At 59.7% G+C, this 13848-nt stretch carries 12 protein-coding genes; 1 reads left to right on the top strand and 11 read right to left on the bottom strand.

Annotated features, from left to right (window positions below; translation table 11 throughout):
* Nucleotides 1-481: 481 nt before the first annotated feature.
* The 6 genes from ACTEK7_RS36030 to ACTEK7_RS36005 form a co-directional block, all read right to left on the bottom strand.
* The gene (locus tag ACTEK7_RS36030) at nt 482-1264 is read right to left on the bottom strand and encodes an SDR family NAD(P)-dependent oxidoreductase (RefSeq protein ID WP_225131283.1); all 783 of its coding nucleotides are present in this window, start codon (nt 1262-1264) and stop codon (nt 482-484) included.
* Nucleotides 1261-1707: a hypothetical protein gene (locus ACTEK7_RS36025; protein ID WP_225144544.1), complete on the bottom strand. Its 447-nt coding sequence runs from the start codon at nt 1705-1707 to the stop codon at nt 1261-1263. The genes ACTEK7_RS36030 and ACTEK7_RS36025 overlap by 4 nt, the downstream gene beginning before the upstream one ends.
* Before the next feature lie 150 nt (nt 1708-1857).
* Nucleotides 1858-2913, bottom strand: a complete 1056-nt coding sequence (locus ACTEK7_RS36020) for an LLM class flavin-dependent oxidoreductase (RefSeq protein ID WP_225131287.1) — start codon at nt 2911-2913, stop codon at nt 1858-1860.
* Nucleotides 2914-3250: 337 nt separating this feature from the next.
* Entirely contained in the window at nt 3251-4876 is a 1626-nt protein-coding gene (locus ACTEK7_RS36015; protein WP_225131289.1) for an ABC transporter substrate-binding protein, read from the bottom strand.
* A gap of 215 nt (nt 4877-5091) precedes the next feature.
* Complete coding sequence (locus ACTEK7_RS36010; RefSeq protein ID WP_225148707.1) at nt 5092-5829, bottom strand: GntR family transcriptional regulator; 738 nt, start codon at nt 5827-5829, stop codon at nt 5092-5094.
* A gap of 295 nt (nt 5830-6124) precedes the next feature.
* Nucleotides 6125-7645: a porin gene (locus ACTEK7_RS36005; protein ID WP_225131292.1), complete on the bottom strand. Its 1521-nt coding sequence runs from the start codon at nt 7643-7645 to the stop codon at nt 6125-6127.
* Nucleotides 7646-7975: 330 nt separating this feature from the next.
* Between ACTEK7_RS36005 and ACTEK7_RS36000 the strand changes: the two genes are divergently transcribed.
* Entirely contained in the window at nt 7976-8527 is a 552-nt protein-coding gene (locus ACTEK7_RS36000) for a MarR family winged helix-turn-helix transcriptional regulator (RefSeq protein WP_225131295.1), read from the top strand.
* 103 nt (nt 8528-8630) lie between these two features.
* Here the strand turns inward: ACTEK7_RS36000 and ACTEK7_RS35995 are convergent, their stop codons facing one another.
* From ACTEK7_RS35995 to ACTEK7_RS35975, 5 genes are all read right to left on the bottom strand, one after another.
* Complete coding sequence (locus tag ACTEK7_RS35995; RefSeq protein ID WP_225131297.1) at nt 8631-9842, bottom strand: alpha/beta hydrolase family protein; 1212 nt, start codon at nt 9840-9842, stop codon at nt 8631-8633.
* 404 nt (nt 9843-10246) lie between these two features.
* Nucleotides 10247-11179, bottom strand: coding sequence for a 3,5-dioxohexanoate:acetyl-CoA acetone transferase (gene kce, locus ACTEK7_RS35990; RefSeq protein ID WP_225131299.1), 933 nt, complete (start codon nt 11177-11179; stop codon nt 10247-10249).
* Between the two features lie 156 nt (nt 11180-11335).
* A complete protein-coding gene (locus tag ACTEK7_RS35985; RefSeq protein WP_225131301.1) occupies nt 11336-12220 on the bottom strand; it encodes an SMP-30/gluconolactonase/LRE family protein in 885 nt (294 codons plus the stop codon).
* Between the two features lie 18 nt (nt 12221-12238).
* The gene (locus tag ACTEK7_RS35980; RefSeq protein WP_225131302.1) at nt 12239-13027 is read right to left on the bottom strand and encodes an SDR family oxidoreductase; all 789 of its coding nucleotides are present in this window, start codon (nt 13025-13027) and stop codon (nt 12239-12241) included.
* Nucleotides 13024-13764 (bottom strand): GntR family transcriptional regulator, encoded by a 741-nt coding sequence (locus ACTEK7_RS35975; protein WP_225131304.1) that lies wholly within the window; start codon nt 13762-13764, stop codon nt 13024-13026. The genes ACTEK7_RS35980 and ACTEK7_RS35975 overlap by 4 nt, the downstream gene beginning before the upstream one ends.
* Nucleotides 13765-13848 lie beyond the last annotated feature (84 nt).

Below are 13848 nucleotides of genomic sequence, written 5' to 3'. Positions count from 1 at the left end.
GCCTTTCAAGCTCTCTCGACCAAGATCTGTGCCGCTCTCCCAGTCAGTCCGATCCGCCGACCGCAATCAATCCGCTGGTCCGAATGATTAGGCAATGTTGCCCGCGCGTCATTCCATGACATCTCGCCTTGCGCCGCGCTGAGATACGGTCCTTCGTGTCACCCGTGCAACGAAAGCTAGCTCACACTTGCCGCGGATGAGGCTCAAGGTCAGGCGCCAGTACTGCGGCCAGCTGCCGATTGGCCTCACATAGGATCCCGCCCCATTGCATTTCCCCTCGGGTCTACGGGCAAACTAGCACCGGGAAGACGTCGTTTCTCGGCGATCTGACTGCCTTCGCTGGAAACTAGCGGTGAAACTCCACGAAAGACTGGAGGTAAGTGAATGATTCCTGCAAGATACGATGGATTTTGACGCGCGAACGAATCAGCATCGGAAAGCACCCGCACCGAATGTCGCGCGCTCTGGCGCAGCCGGAGACCTAACTGGTCGTCGTGAGGTTGAGTTTCAGCGTGCGCGGCAGCGATCGTCCGCCATCCATGACGATTGATTGTCCCGTCACCGCGGAAAACTCCGATGTACAGAGAAACGCCACCATCCGGGCGACCTCCTGTTCGGTGACCAGTCGCGCCATCGGTGTTTCCATGACGACGCTGGCCTTGTAGTCGGCCATCATATTGGTACGCTCGCTGGCGATCTGGCCGGGTACGATCGCGTTGACCGTAACGAGCGGCGCAAATTCGAGCGCGAGGCACTGCGTCAAATGGATCAAAGCCTCTTTGGCAAGCCCGTATACCGAATGCGACCTCGCATAGGCCGAGGTTGCGCTCACATTGATGATCCGGCCCCAGCCCATTCGCTCCATGCCTGTGATCGCGCTTTGAGCAAGCTGGTACGGGGTCCTTAGATTCACCGCCATGACCGTCTCCCACTCCGACAAGGATAGCGACCGAAACGGTGTATCTGAATAGGGACCCGCATTGTTGACTAGGATGCCTAAGGCTCCCAGTCGCTCTGTGACCCGGCATACAAGCGCTGCCGCCGCCTCTGGGTCTCTTAGGTCAACCGGAAACAGCATCGCTTTTCCACCGATCGCGGCGATGCGAGCGACAATGCTTTCGCCCTCGCTCAAAGCACGCCGGCAATGCACCGCGACACGCGCCCCACGCCGGGCGAGCTCGACTGCGATTGCAGCGCCGGTGCCTGATGAGGAGCCGGTGACAAGGGCGACCTTGCCGTTGAGATCACATTCGCCCGCACTCATGGATCGATTCTCCTAGACCAGATCAACTTCAGCTTCGACTCGTCCAGATATTTGTTGTGTATCAGGTCGATCAGATCCTTGGCGGATGTGGCGAGCTCCGCCTCATAGGCGGCGCGATCGGTCACCTCGATGCGCTCGATGTAATCCCAGGGGCCGCCGTCGAACGGCACCGGCTCCGTCAGGCGATGAATCCGATAGCTGATGATCGTCTTCAGCTTTGCTGTAAACGGATAGTCAACCTCGCGCTCGAAGCGTTCATATTCGTCCGGGTCGACACCGGTTTTCAAGGCGGTCAGGATATAGACGACCGTCGTCATCATTTGCTCCTTATGAATATTGCTCAGAGAGGACGAACGAGCTTTGATAGCCTGAAGGCCAAGCTTCGGCAGATCCTTATGTTTGGGATCATCGGGCGCCGATAAGTACCGCTGTCCGCCAAGCACGAGCCACTCGTCTTCACCATCCCGCTCGTCTCCGACGCCAAGCTACACGCGTCATCCGTCACGTCCCTGGCAGGGCTTCGATCAGCGCGGCGCAAAGAGCCCGCGAGGAGACTGCCAGTCCTCTTTTGGGAAAAAAAGTTGGCTCGAGGCTTATGCCTGCCGATCGCTCGACGCCTTCGCGAAAGCCGCCTCGACGGCCGGCCAGACTTGCGTTCCGAAGCGCATGATGACGTCTTCGTAACTGACGCCAGGAGCCGGAACCGGAAAGATGTTGAAGCCGGTGACGCCGGCGCGGCGGAGGTCAATGACGTGCTGGGTCACCTCTTCGACAGTCCCGCAGAGGGTGAGAGCATCGACATGGCGGTCGGTGACGAGAGGAAATAATGCGGCGAACGGGGCGACGCCGGCAGCATAAGGGACTGGACCAATGGCATCGACGACCTCTTTTGGCAATGTAAGTCCCTGTGTCTGAAGCGTGTAGAACCGCGAAGTGGCTTGCGCAATGATCCGCGTCACTGAAGGGCGCAATATATCGCGCGCCTGCTTACCGTCATTGGCGATACAGCAATCAAGGCGCGCGACAAGCTTGATCTCGCCCGGAGAACGGCCGGCCTTTGTCGCCCCCTCGGCGACGGCCGACGCGAAGGCCTTTGCTTCGTCGACAGAGCCGCACCCTTCCATCATCACGCCATCGGCGACTGCGCCGCCCAATTTCTGACCGAGCGGACCATTGCTTGCGACGCGAACAGGGACGCGCGCGCGCGGCGGCGTGAAATTCAATCGGCCGCGGTGAAATCGAATGATCTCGCCCTGGTAGTCGACCTCCTGCCCGGCCATGAGCTGACGAATCAGATCGACGGCTTCGCGAATGGCGAGAGGCGGCTTGCGCGATTGGATCCCGAGCTCGGCGAAGCCGGAGACACCCGCGCCGATGCCGAGAATGGTGCGCCCCTTCGAGATTTCATCGAGGGTGCCCAGGGCCATGGCGGTCAAAGCCGGGTGGCGCGCGAACGGATCGGTCACGCAGGGACCAAGCTTGACGCGTGAGGTTTGCCCGGCCAGATAGGACAGACACGAGTAGGTTTCGCGGTAGAAGCGCTCATCCGCAAGCCAGACGGTTTCAAATCCGCTCTCTTCGGCAAGCCTGGTACGAGCGGCAAGGCGGGACACCGGTTGGTCGCCGAGCATCAACAGTTCTATCGACATGAACGTCTCCGACAGTTGCCTCCCTCCGCGCTCAAGCGAGCTGACCCGGCCGAGAGGTGATGAAGAAAAAGGGCTTGACTTGCCGCCTCGCCGGTCCGCGGCCAGGTCCCTAACCAGCCGAGGCATCCGATCCTTGAGGGCGAATGCGCGATGACGCCGAGCCACGTATTCGGGCGTCGCCATGGCGCCGGCCTTCACGAGGGTGGATTACCGGGCAACAGATAGACGAAGAAAGCCGGTCACGCTGACGCCGAATAGGGTCGGCGTCAGCAAAGAGTGACTGGCGAAGCACGAAAGCGAAGAACGACATGATCTTGTCAGCGCGTCCAGGCCGCTCTCAACTCAGCTTCATCTTGTTGAAGCGCTCGAAGGAATCCCAGTACTTCGCAACGCCCGCGAGCTCGGAACGAGTCACCCTCGCCCAATTGTCATACCAAAGCAGACCCCAGGCCGCGTCATCCAGAAGAATCTTCTGCGCATCCTTGACTGCGGCCATGCGCCTGGCTGGATCAGCCTCTCGGATATTCTCGTCGATGATCTTGTCGAGGGCAGGATTGGCGTAGCCCCCCTTGTTGGTCGCGCTGGCTTTGCTGTGAAAATTCCAATAGAGGTGATAGAATGGGTCGTTGATCCAGGACTGCCACGATTCAATCGACAGCTCGTGCCCGCCGGTCGATGACAGTTGGCGGAAGGTCGCGTCAGTCTCCTTCTCGATGCTGACCCGGAATCCGATTTTCTCCAGTTCGCGCTGAATCCATATCGCTGCTTGCTCATGCGGCGCATATCCAACACGCACCGCGAGCTTGACCGGGATCGGCTCCGAGCCGAGCCCAGCTTCCGCCATCAGTGATTTTGCTTTGGCGACATCGTAATTGTACGGCGAGAGCGAACCATCATGGCCGGGCGTTTGAGCTGCGATCGGGCTTTTCATCTGTTCGCCATAACCGTAGAGGACGTTCGGGATGATTGCGTGGATCGGCATCGCGTAATTGATCGCCTGGCGAACTTTCACGTTATCGAACGGTTTTTTCTTCAGATTCATGCAGAGAAAATTGCAATTGGTGTCGGGCAGCGACACGACATTGAGACCCGGCTCGCCCTCAAGGCTCTTGAGATTCTTCGGCGACATCGAGTTGGGTCCGATCACCATGTCGATGGCTTTGCGCTTAAGCAGGAGAATCCGGTCAGCCTCATTCGCCGTTGATTTGATGACGATGCGCTTGAAATAGGGTGACGCCCCCCAATAGCCTTGTGTGGCTTCCAGAACCACCTCGACGCCTGGCTCGTTTCTGACGGCTTTATAGGGCCCGAGCCCGGCCGTGTTGCGCTTAAGCCATTGAGAGGCCCAAGGATCGTCGGCGGTCGCGTGCAGCTTGATCTCTTCGGGATCAAGAAGTGCGTTGTTGGACAAGGACAGCACGTCGAGCAACATGGCACTCGGCGCCGGCAGGTTGATCGCAAAGGTACTATCGTCGCGCACCTCGAATTGATCTGCCTCCGTCACCCCGATCATGGTTGGAAAGATGAGCCGCATGTAGCCGGAAGATTGCAGCCCACGGTCGAAGAGATATTTCACCGCGTTCGCATTCACCGGCCGGCCGCTCGGAAATTTCAGGCCACGACGGATGTTGACGACAAGGGTTTTGTTGTCGTTCTCATACGTCCAGCTTTCGCCGATGCCGCTTGCGAAAACAGCGGGCTTGGAAATCGCAAGGTTAGGCGATCCGGCGACTGGCTCTGCACCCCAGCTCAGCACCGTGTCGTAGATGTTTGCCTGAACGATATAAGCGCCGTCGGACTTGAATTGCGCCGGATCGAAGGAATCGATATCCGTGCCCCAGGCCACCGTGAGCGTCGGACCAGCCTGTGCATTTGCAGACCCGGTAAAAAGGCCCGGCGTGAACATCGCACTGCCGCTCGCCGCCAGCTTGAGAAAGCTGCGGCGTGATTGATTTCCCAACATTCAAGTCCCCTGCGTAGGTTCTGGATTTGCGTGAACAAGCTCGAATGACGTGGATAGCTCTGTCTCGTGCGCACGAGTCTTCGAAGGCGCTCCCGCAAAGGAGCGACCCAGGAAGTTCCGCTTGCGTCCGCACAATCGACGATCGCGGAGATAAAGATGCGCCTGACGTGTTCAGACACACAGCTCGGGATAAGGCATGAACCGCTGCAGGATCCTCAGGCAGAGGCGTTTCCGCGCCTGCCTTTCGGAGCGGCCGCCGATCGCTTCTTTACGGGTTTGTCGATAACGCGCGAGAGGCAATTGGCCGCCTGCATGATGTCATCGGTCACAGCCGCGCGGGCGGCGGGGCCGTCGCGATGCGTCAGCGCATCAAGGATGCGGCGATGAGCATCCATGGAGCGGCGCAGGTGCGCGGCGTCGGGCGCAACGAGCACGAAGCACGGGCCAATCAGAACCCAGAAATTCTCGACCGCACCAAGGATGATGGGTGCTTGAGCGATCTCATAGATCCGCCTATGAAAGGCGAAATTCGCCGATAGATAAGCGGGCACATCGACTGCATCGGCCGCCGCCTGGAGACGATCATAGAGCTCAGCGACCTCACTATCGTCAACGCCCGTCATGCGGATTGCCGCGCGCTCGGCAAGAAGCCCCTCAAGCGCCACCCGTGCATCGCGCACGTCGCGCAATTGCGCGCCTGACAGATGAACGACGCTCAGGCGCGCCGTGTCGCTGAACTCGAATGCACCTTCAGCCTGCAGGCGGCGGAGCGCCTCGCGCACCGGCATCGGGCTCGAACCCAACGCCTCGGCAAGTCCTCGAATTGTCAGCCTCTGGCCCGGCGCGAAGCGGCCGGCCATTACGCCGTCACGCAAATGCCGGTAAACCTGATCCGCCATCGAGTCCCGGGCAACGGACGGCAGTAGCGGCAGCGGTTTCTTGTCCTTCACCATCGCGGGTCCCCCCAAGTCTTAATTTCGGATATGTGATCACAAATTCGCGTCTACGTCAAGTTTGCTCAGCCCATTCTTGATTTTGGACTTAAGGTTGCAGACTTGTCGGGTCGTTCGGTCAACGTGAGACTTCAGATGGGACGCGAGCGGCGGAGCACCGTTCGTCCCGCGGATCATGGGCCTGAAAAACCGGTTCTTGGAAAGGCCTCCGGCGGGCATGCCGGAGGCCTTCTGGAGGTCAAACTCGATTCTAAAAGCCTCTTCCTTTCTCCTTCGTGCTAGTTGCCAAAACAGATCACCAATTGCGCTGAGCTCGCAGGAGCAAGCTCACCGTGCTCTGGTCCTTCAGCTCGTAGGTAACTCCGGGCTTGGCAATACCCGTCTGCGCCGGCAACACCACAGTGCCGCCGGCCGCATACTTCTGGTCGAGCACGCTGTATGCCAGATCGGCCGAGAAGGTCAGGTTCTTGACCGGAGTCCAGCGAGTGATCACGCCTGCGACCGCATAGTTGAAGTCGGGGTTGCAGCCGGCCGCGCCGCTCGAGAGCGCAAGGCCCGCGACGAATGCACCGCAGATGTAGCCTTTCGCTGCACTATTATATCGCGCAGCAGCCCACGCACCGTAGATGCCAGTGTTCCAGTAAGGATCCCAGTTGTGGGTATAGCCGCCACGGAAGCCGTAGGTGGTGGTCAGTTCCTGACGGGAGCCCGCCACGAAGACCGAGTCGGCGAGACCGGCAAGGCCGACGCTCTGGTAGACCCCCGCAAGTCCCGCCCCCCCGTACATCGCGTAGGTGGTGGGTACGAGGTCCTGGAAATTATAGCGGCTTGCGCCATACGTATAAACGCCTTGGACGTTGATTGTGTCACCCGGACCGGTCGGGAGATTCTTGATTGACAAGGCCAGTTGACCCGCCCAGCCCCACTTGTCGCCGGGATGACCGGTCGTCTCGTCGGCGCCGTAGTAAGCGGCATGATTGTCATGCATCGCGACTGACGCCTGGAAGAGGCCCCAAGCCTGATCGACTCGAAGCATAGCGACAAGGTCAGGAGAGCTTGCACCGGCAATGTCGCTCGCGCCGTACGCGCCTGTCGCAAGACCAGCCACTGTCGCGCCGCTGATGTTCCAGATGTTGGTCGTGTAGTATTGGACCTGATCCTGCGCCGAGAATGATGCCGTGATACCCTGGCCGAAGTCAGCGGTGTACGTAAACTGATTCACACCCGTAACCGCACCGCCGCCGCCCGGCAGACCGTCAAAGTTGTTCGCGGGGTAATTGATCCAGGGCGTTGAGAACTGGGAGATGGTTTTGCCTATCGTGAACCCTGCGAACTGGATGAAGGCCAGATAGACACCAACCGATCCACCAGCGACGCCAGTTCCGCCGTAAACCGTCGAGCCGTTAACACCGCTGGTCCCAACACCGGTATAGCCGCCCGACCCCCAGTCGAACACACCATCGAAGAAGGTGCGGAGCATACCGTATTGTGTTGCGGTGCGCGTATCGATCGTCAGATCTTCACGGGCATTGGTGGAATAGGAGTTGCGCAGGCGATTGCCCGCTCCAGGCGCACCATTCACCGCGCCCTGCGTGTAGATCGAGTTGGTGTTGAAGGCCGCATCAACGCGCAGATAACCTCCGAGCTTGATGCATGTGTCGGTGCCGGGGATATAATAGAACCCGGCGCCATAGAGAGAGCAGACCTTCACGTATTCAATCGGCCCTGCCTTGGCCGGCAGGTCGGCCGCCTGTGCACCACCCATCAAGCTGAGCGCAGCGGCCGAACCGCAGAGCATTCGGTTAAACGTCTTCATAAAAGCCCTCCAACATCTTCTGCGGCCCTTATGGGCGGTTGCCGAAGAATGATCCCAAGTTCACGACTGTTGCTTCTCGTTTCGCGCACCTCGACGTCTTCGCCACGCGCGAATGGATCGATTTGCTTGACGTGCGACCGAGGGGCCGCTCCGTCACGGGATGGACATTATATAAGCTACTTATATATGCAACTGATATAAGTTAGCGAAGTGTCGATTCGGGAAAGAGTCGTGGTATTCGAGCAACACACCACCGCACCCGCATTGTTGCTGCGTGTTGCAAACCGGGTTAGGTAAGTTGGCGAAATAATGAAGAGGAGGTCTCGGATCATGTCCCGAGATACGACCCGGCAGCAGCCCTCGCTGAGCGCGAAAGGTCACAGGACAAGCAAACAAACCGCTCCGTCGGACCGAATCATAGGAGAAGTCGGTTGGGACATTGCGGCCATCAATGTGCATCTGGAGGACATTCGGCGGACCTGGGCAAAGGCACTTGGCGTCAGCGGCCCCCAATGGCTGATCCTAATGGCGATTGCCGATCTGGATCAGGGTGCAGGCGTGTCCGTCGGAGATGTTTCGGCGAAGATCAACGTCCGCTCCCCGTTCGTGACCGCAGAGACCAAAATGCTGGAAAAGGGGGGCTTCGTATCTCGCACTGCCTCTCCGGCGGATGGCAGGGTCGTTTTGATGTCGCTGACCGAAAAGGCTCGTAAGGCAATTACGAGCCTTGCAGCCAAGCGCAGAAAACTGGATGAGACGATTTTTGCAGATCTTGGGCACGAAAGGCTGCAAGATTTCAGAGAAGTGCTTTCGACCATCAAGCGCAGAATGGAGAAAGTGGCCCTTCAGCTCGAGCTGGATGCAAGCAAGCCGGACGTGTGAGTGGCTATATTACAGGAGCCATTCGGCTCCGAAGGATTTATGAGCAGATTGTGCGCACCGGACGCCGAGCGCGAGAGCGATTGATCCCAATTGAATTCGCGCCCTAGGCCCTCGACGCCGTGCGGGTATCATTGAGCGCCAGCGGCCGAGCGTTCTTTACGCAATTCTTTCGCGTTGGAATGCTAGGCGCCTGGTCGTTTCGGTCGATGCGCAGTTTGTCTCTGAGCCAATCGAAGATAAACTGCCGCCCAATGCTCGGATTGTCGAGTTGCCGGTGCGATGAACCGGTCTCCTCGCCCTTGAAGATCTTGAGATCCATGGGTACGCCGGCGGCGCGGCAGTGCTCATGCAAGGCAGTGATATCCTCCAGGCTGACATAGTCGTGCTCTCCCACAACGACCAAGGATGGACATTTGATCTGACGGGCAAGCTTACAGAACGGGGATAGTTTTATATCTGGACCGAAGAGGCTGGCGGTGACATATCTGTGCTCGAGATCATCCCAAAATCCGCCGTCGCAAACGGCAGCAGCCCACCTCGTTTCGGTTGCCGCCACGCGTGTGGCAAGGGCCCCTCCAAGACCATCGCCTATCAAGGCGATTCGCCTCTGATCGACGTCATCGCGGCTGAGTAGATAATCCAACCAGCGACGTAGAGCCACGCATTGATAATGGTGGACCGGTCGATCCTGGAAGCGCTCGATCTCTCGCGGCAGGTCGGTAACGAGCAATGACAGGCCGTTTGCAATGGCATGAGACTGAAATCTCACCAATAGGTCTTCTTTGGTATCTCTTTCCTCGCCGATAGCCACGACCACCGGGGATTTGCGCGGCGCGGCCGATGAACGAATGAGATAACCTTGGAGCAAATTGGTACCGAAGCGGATCTCGAGCACCTCTCCACGCGGAGACAGCACTTCCAGGAAGGCCTCGGCACATGAGTTGGCAATGCGAGACAGTTCGGGAATTCTCGGATCGCTGCGAACAAGAAAGGCGGAAGCTGTGCGATAATAGTTCAAGGCGCGCAGCCATTCGTTCCTTGCCGTCGTAAAGTGGCCTTCTGCGCTTGAGAGGCGCGCGCGCCTTGCGATCCGGTCGGCCAGGGCACGCCACTCCTCGAGCCAGCTCTCGTCGTCGCCGACAACGATCTTGCCGGCAATCATGAGGCACTCGGACACGAAGCTTGCGCCCTCTTGAGCATCTCCCAGCAGGCGTCTCAGCTGGGTGCTCTCGACCTCATGATCCGGCCAGTGGGTCCAGCCGTCAGCGTCATATCTGGGCGAGCGGTGGACATTTTTCGCCTGTTCTCGCATCATCCTGCCCTCCCTATTAAGCCGCGTAGAACGCCTCTGTTCTTTGCGGTCGATCACCTTTTTTTCGTCCAAGCGCCGAATTGACACGTGGCGATATGTCGTATGGTGCGGCGCGCGCATGCAATGCTATTTGAACTCATGCTCGAACCCGAAAACGCGACGATTAGGCCGGCTGGTCACATTGAACCGCCATCGGCTCGTCCTGCGGAACGTGTGACCATTTCGTGTTCGCCTATGCCCAGCGGAGTCTAGGCGACGACAACGCACGCGCTCACGGCAGAGAGCCAGACGCTATTCACAGCTCACCGAGTTCTCCTGTCTTCGCCCCGAACGCTGATCGGTGGCCCTTGGCTGCCTTGCTGAGCTGGCGCCGGTCTCATTCGCAAAAGGTCGCCACAAGATCGCACTCAGAAGCCGACATCGCTCGTCCCTTTCAACTTCAGCATGACACGAGCCTCGTCCGGGGTTGCTGCCTCTAATCCGAGTCCTTTCAGGATCGAGCGGGCTAGCCTCACTTGCTCGGCGCTGGAGGTGGCGAGCTTGCCAGGCCCCGCCCAAAGGCTGTCCTCGAGTCCCACGCGGATATTGCCGCCCATTGCCGCAGCCATGGCGCCTATGCGCATCTGCGCGGCGCCCGCGCCGAGTACCGACCAGACATAGTCGTCGCCGAACAGCCGCTCGGCCGTGCGGCGCATGGTGACGATGTCCTCATGATGCGCCCCGATCCCGCCGAGCAAACCGAAGACGGACTGGATGAAGAACGGCGGCCGCACCACTCCGCGGTCGACAAAGTGCTTAAGATTATAGAGGTGGCCGACATCGTAGCATTCGAATTCAAATCGCGTGCCACTGGGCGCGCACAATGCGAGGACCTGCTCGATCTCGGCAAAGGTGTTACGGAAAACGAGGTCGCGTGAAGACTCCAGGTGCTCGCGTTCCCACTGATGGGTGAACTCGTGATAACGCTCGAGCATCGGAAACAGGCCGAAATTGAAGGAGCCCATGTTGAGCGAGGCCAGCTCAGGCCGGAAATGCCGGGCGGGCTCCACGCGTTCGGCGACCGTCATGAATGGGCTGCCGCCGGTCGTGATGTTGATCACGGCCCCCGATCTGCGGCTCAACTCCGGGAGAATCTTCGCAAATCCTTCGACCGATTGGTCCGGCTGACCAGTTTTCGGGTTGCGTGCATGCACATGCAGAATCGCAGCTCCCGCTTCCGCAGCCCGCACGCCCTCTTCGATGATCTCCTCCGGTGTCACCGGCAGGTGCGCGGACATTGAGGGCGTGTGGATCGCGCCGGTTAAGGCGCAAGTGAGAATGACCTTGCCAGGCCTGGCCATGTGAAACCTCAAGAGCTAATCGGTAGTGGGTAAGCGGCGGCGGCCGCGGAATTTTCGGCTTTTATGGCAGGACAGCCGGATCAGGAGTGCCCATCGCGCTTGCGCACGATGGATCTCCTCGCCTGCCAATTGATGACGAGGCAGCTTTTCGCGAGGTCAGCTGGCGAACCGCGGCTCCGGTATGCCCCGGACGCCAAGCCCCTTGATTGCAAATAGGGCCCCGCGCTGCTGTCCGTCATCGGGAAATCGCGGCAAGGGCGGCTTCGCCATGGAGGTCACATAGAGAATGTCGAGGTTGGGACCACCGAACATCACGCTCGTGACCTTGCGCACCGGCATCTGAATAACGCGCTCAACGCTGCCGTCGGGCGCGTAGCGTACGAGCTTTCCATCATAAACAAGCGCTTGCCAAAGAAATCCTTCTGCATCGACCGTAGCGCCATCGGCAGCACCGCCGTTTGAGCGATCTACTGGCGCGAAACGGCGCCGCTTGGTCGCAGCGCCGGTCTCGATGTCATAGTCGTAGGCCCAGATTTCTCCAGTCCAGGTGTCGGCGAAATAGAAGGTCTGGTCGTCCGGGCTCCAGCACGGGCCATTGGACACGATGATCTTCTCGTCCAGGACGTGCAGCGAGAGATCGGGATCGAGCCGGTAGAGACGGCCAGAGGCCTGATCCTCCAGTGTATCCATGGAACCGAACACGAAACGCCCGCGGCGATCGACTTTGCCGTCATTCAATCGATTGCGCGGCAAATGTGCCTCGGGGGCCGCGATCAGCTTCAGCTCCCCGCTCTCCAGATCGAGATCATGCAGGCCCGATTGCAGCGCGACGAGCGCATGCGTACCGTCGCGACGAAGCGCCATCGAGCCGATTTTCGCTCCAACATCCCAGGCGCGAAGCTCGCGTCCATCTGCGGTCGCACGAAAAACGCGACCATCGATGCTGTCTATCCAGTACAGACGCTGCTGCTCGGTGTCCCAAAGCGGGCCTTCGCCAAGCGTCGTCTTCAGATCCGCCACGATCTCGATCTGCAAAGTCATCCCCCCCATTCTCACGTTTCACAGGTATTCCACATTCCCGTCAACGCTGATCGCCTGGCCAGTCACATTGCGTGCACCTGGCGAGCAGAGGAATAAGGCCATGGCCGCAACGTCCTCAGCCGTCACCATGCGACGCAGCGAGATCTTCTTGAGGTATTCCTGGCGCATCGCCTCGTAGCTGGTATGGAGCTGCTCGGCGCGCGCGCGGATTACGCCCTCCATGCGCGGGCCCTCGACGATACCGGGCAAAAGCGCATTGACGCGGATGTCGTCAGGACCGAGTTCGGCAGCAAGCGATTTGACGAGCCCAACAATAGCCCATTTCGTTGCCGCGTACGGGGTACGCCAGGCATAACCGAGGCGGCCGGCAACGGAGGCCATGCAGAGGATTTGTCCATAGCGAGATTGGCGAAGCATCGGGACCGCATGACGGGCGAAGCGGTACTGTGCATTGAGATTGATATCGATCGTTTGCTGCCAATCGAACTCTGCAATGGCATCGATTCCGCCCGTCGGTCCGGCAATGCCGGCATTGTTGATGAGCACGTCGAGCCCACCCCAACGCGCAGCCTGCGCGCGAAAGACGGCCGCGACCGCACCGCGGTCCGATACGTCGGCCTTTGTGGCAAGGACCTGCGGATGTTGATTGCAGAAGCTTGCAAGCGCATCGTCGTTGACGTCGCAGATATGCACATACGCACCAGCCTCAACGAAGGCACCCGCAAGTGCGGCGCCAATGCCGGATGCGCCCGCCGAGATCAGGACGCGCAGCTCGGGATGAGGCACAAGACGCTGCAGCACGCTCATGCCGGTGCACCTCCCCGGCCGCGTCTCGGAACGGCCACGGAGCGCCCAATGCCCGCATTGTCGAGAAAGCGGGACAGACAATTGGCGGCCTGCATGATGTCGTCTGTCACAGCGGCACGAGCGGCGGGCGCATCGCGGCTCAACAGCGCATCGAGGATCTGGCGGTGCGCGTCCATAGAACGCTGCAGGTGGGCAGCGTCGGGAGCAACGAGCACGAAGCACGGACCAATGAGCAGCCAAAAATGCTCGACGGCGCCGAGAATCGCCGGTGCCTGTGCAATTTGGTAGATCCGCCGATGAAAGGCGAAGTTGGTCCAGAGATAAGCGGGTCCATTGACTGCATCAGCGGCGCTCTGCAGCCGGCCGTAGAGTTGCGCCACCTCGGCATCGTCGACACGCGTCATACGCGAAGCCGCGCGCTCGGCCAGCAGCCCCTCGAGCGCCACGCGCGCATCGCGCACATCCCGCAGCTGCGCCTCGGACAGGCTCCCAACGCTCAGTCGCGCCGAATCGCGGAATTCGAAGGCGCCCTCGGCTTGCAGGCGGCGGAGCGCCTCCCGTACCGACGTCGGGCTTGAGCCCAGCGCCTCGGCAAGGCCCCGGATTGTCAACTTCTGACCCGGCGCAAAGCGTCCGGCCATCAGACCATCTCTCAAATGCCGGTAAACCTGATCCGCCATCGAGTCCCGGACGAGGGACGGCAACGGCAGCAGGGCAATGAGGTTGCGCGATTCCAAGTTCCCTCTCCTATATGAGATATGTGATCACATTATGAAAAACCCGTCAAGCTTCGTCGGCGGGATTCCCGAATCGCGCGTTGA

This window comes from Bradyrhizobium sp. JHI2711 (assembly GCF_056156565.1).
The sequence above is the reverse complement of the archived record's forward strand: the minus strand, read 5'-3'. Positions and strand labels throughout refer to the sequence as shown.

Coding starts and splice junctions, on each gene's coding strand:
- ACTEK7_RS36010 (WP_225148707.1), bottom strand. CDS start 5,829: ATGGTGAAGGACAAGAAACCGCTGCCGCTACTGCCGTCCGTTGCCCGG.
- ACTEK7_RS36015 (WP_225131289.1), bottom strand. CDS start 4,876: ATGTTGGGAAATCAATCACGCCGCAGCTTTCTCAAGCTGGCGGCGAGC.
- ACTEK7_RS36030 (WP_225131283.1), bottom strand. CDS start 1,264: ATGAGTGCGGGCGAATGTGATCTCAACGGCAAGGTCGCCCTTGTCACC.
- ACTEK7_RS35995 (WP_225131297.1), bottom strand. CDS start 9,842: ATGATGCGAGAACAGGCGAAAAATGTCCACCGCTCGCCCAGATATGAC.
- ACTEK7_RS35985 (WP_225131301.1), bottom strand. CDS start 12,220: ATGACTTTGCAGATCGAGATCGTGGCGGATCTGAAGACGACGCTTGGC.
- kce (WP_225131299.1), bottom strand. CDS start 11,179: ATGGCCAGGCCTGGCAAGGTCATTCTCACTTGCGCCTTAACCGGCGCG.
- ACTEK7_RS36000 (WP_225131295.1), top strand. CDS start 7,976: ATGTCCCGAGATACGACCCGGCAGCAGCCCTCGCTGAGCGCGAAAGGT.
- ACTEK7_RS36005 (WP_225131292.1), bottom strand. CDS start 7,645: ATGAAGACGTTTAACCGAATGCTCTGCGGTTCGGCCGCTGCGCTCAGC.
- ACTEK7_RS35980 (WP_225131302.1), bottom strand. CDS start 13,027: ATGAGCGTGCTGCAGCGTCTTGTGCCTCATCCCGAGCTGCGCGTCCTG.
- ACTEK7_RS36020 (WP_225131287.1), bottom strand. CDS start 2,913: ATGTCGATAGAACTGTTGATGCTCGGCGACCAACCGGTGTCCCGCCTT.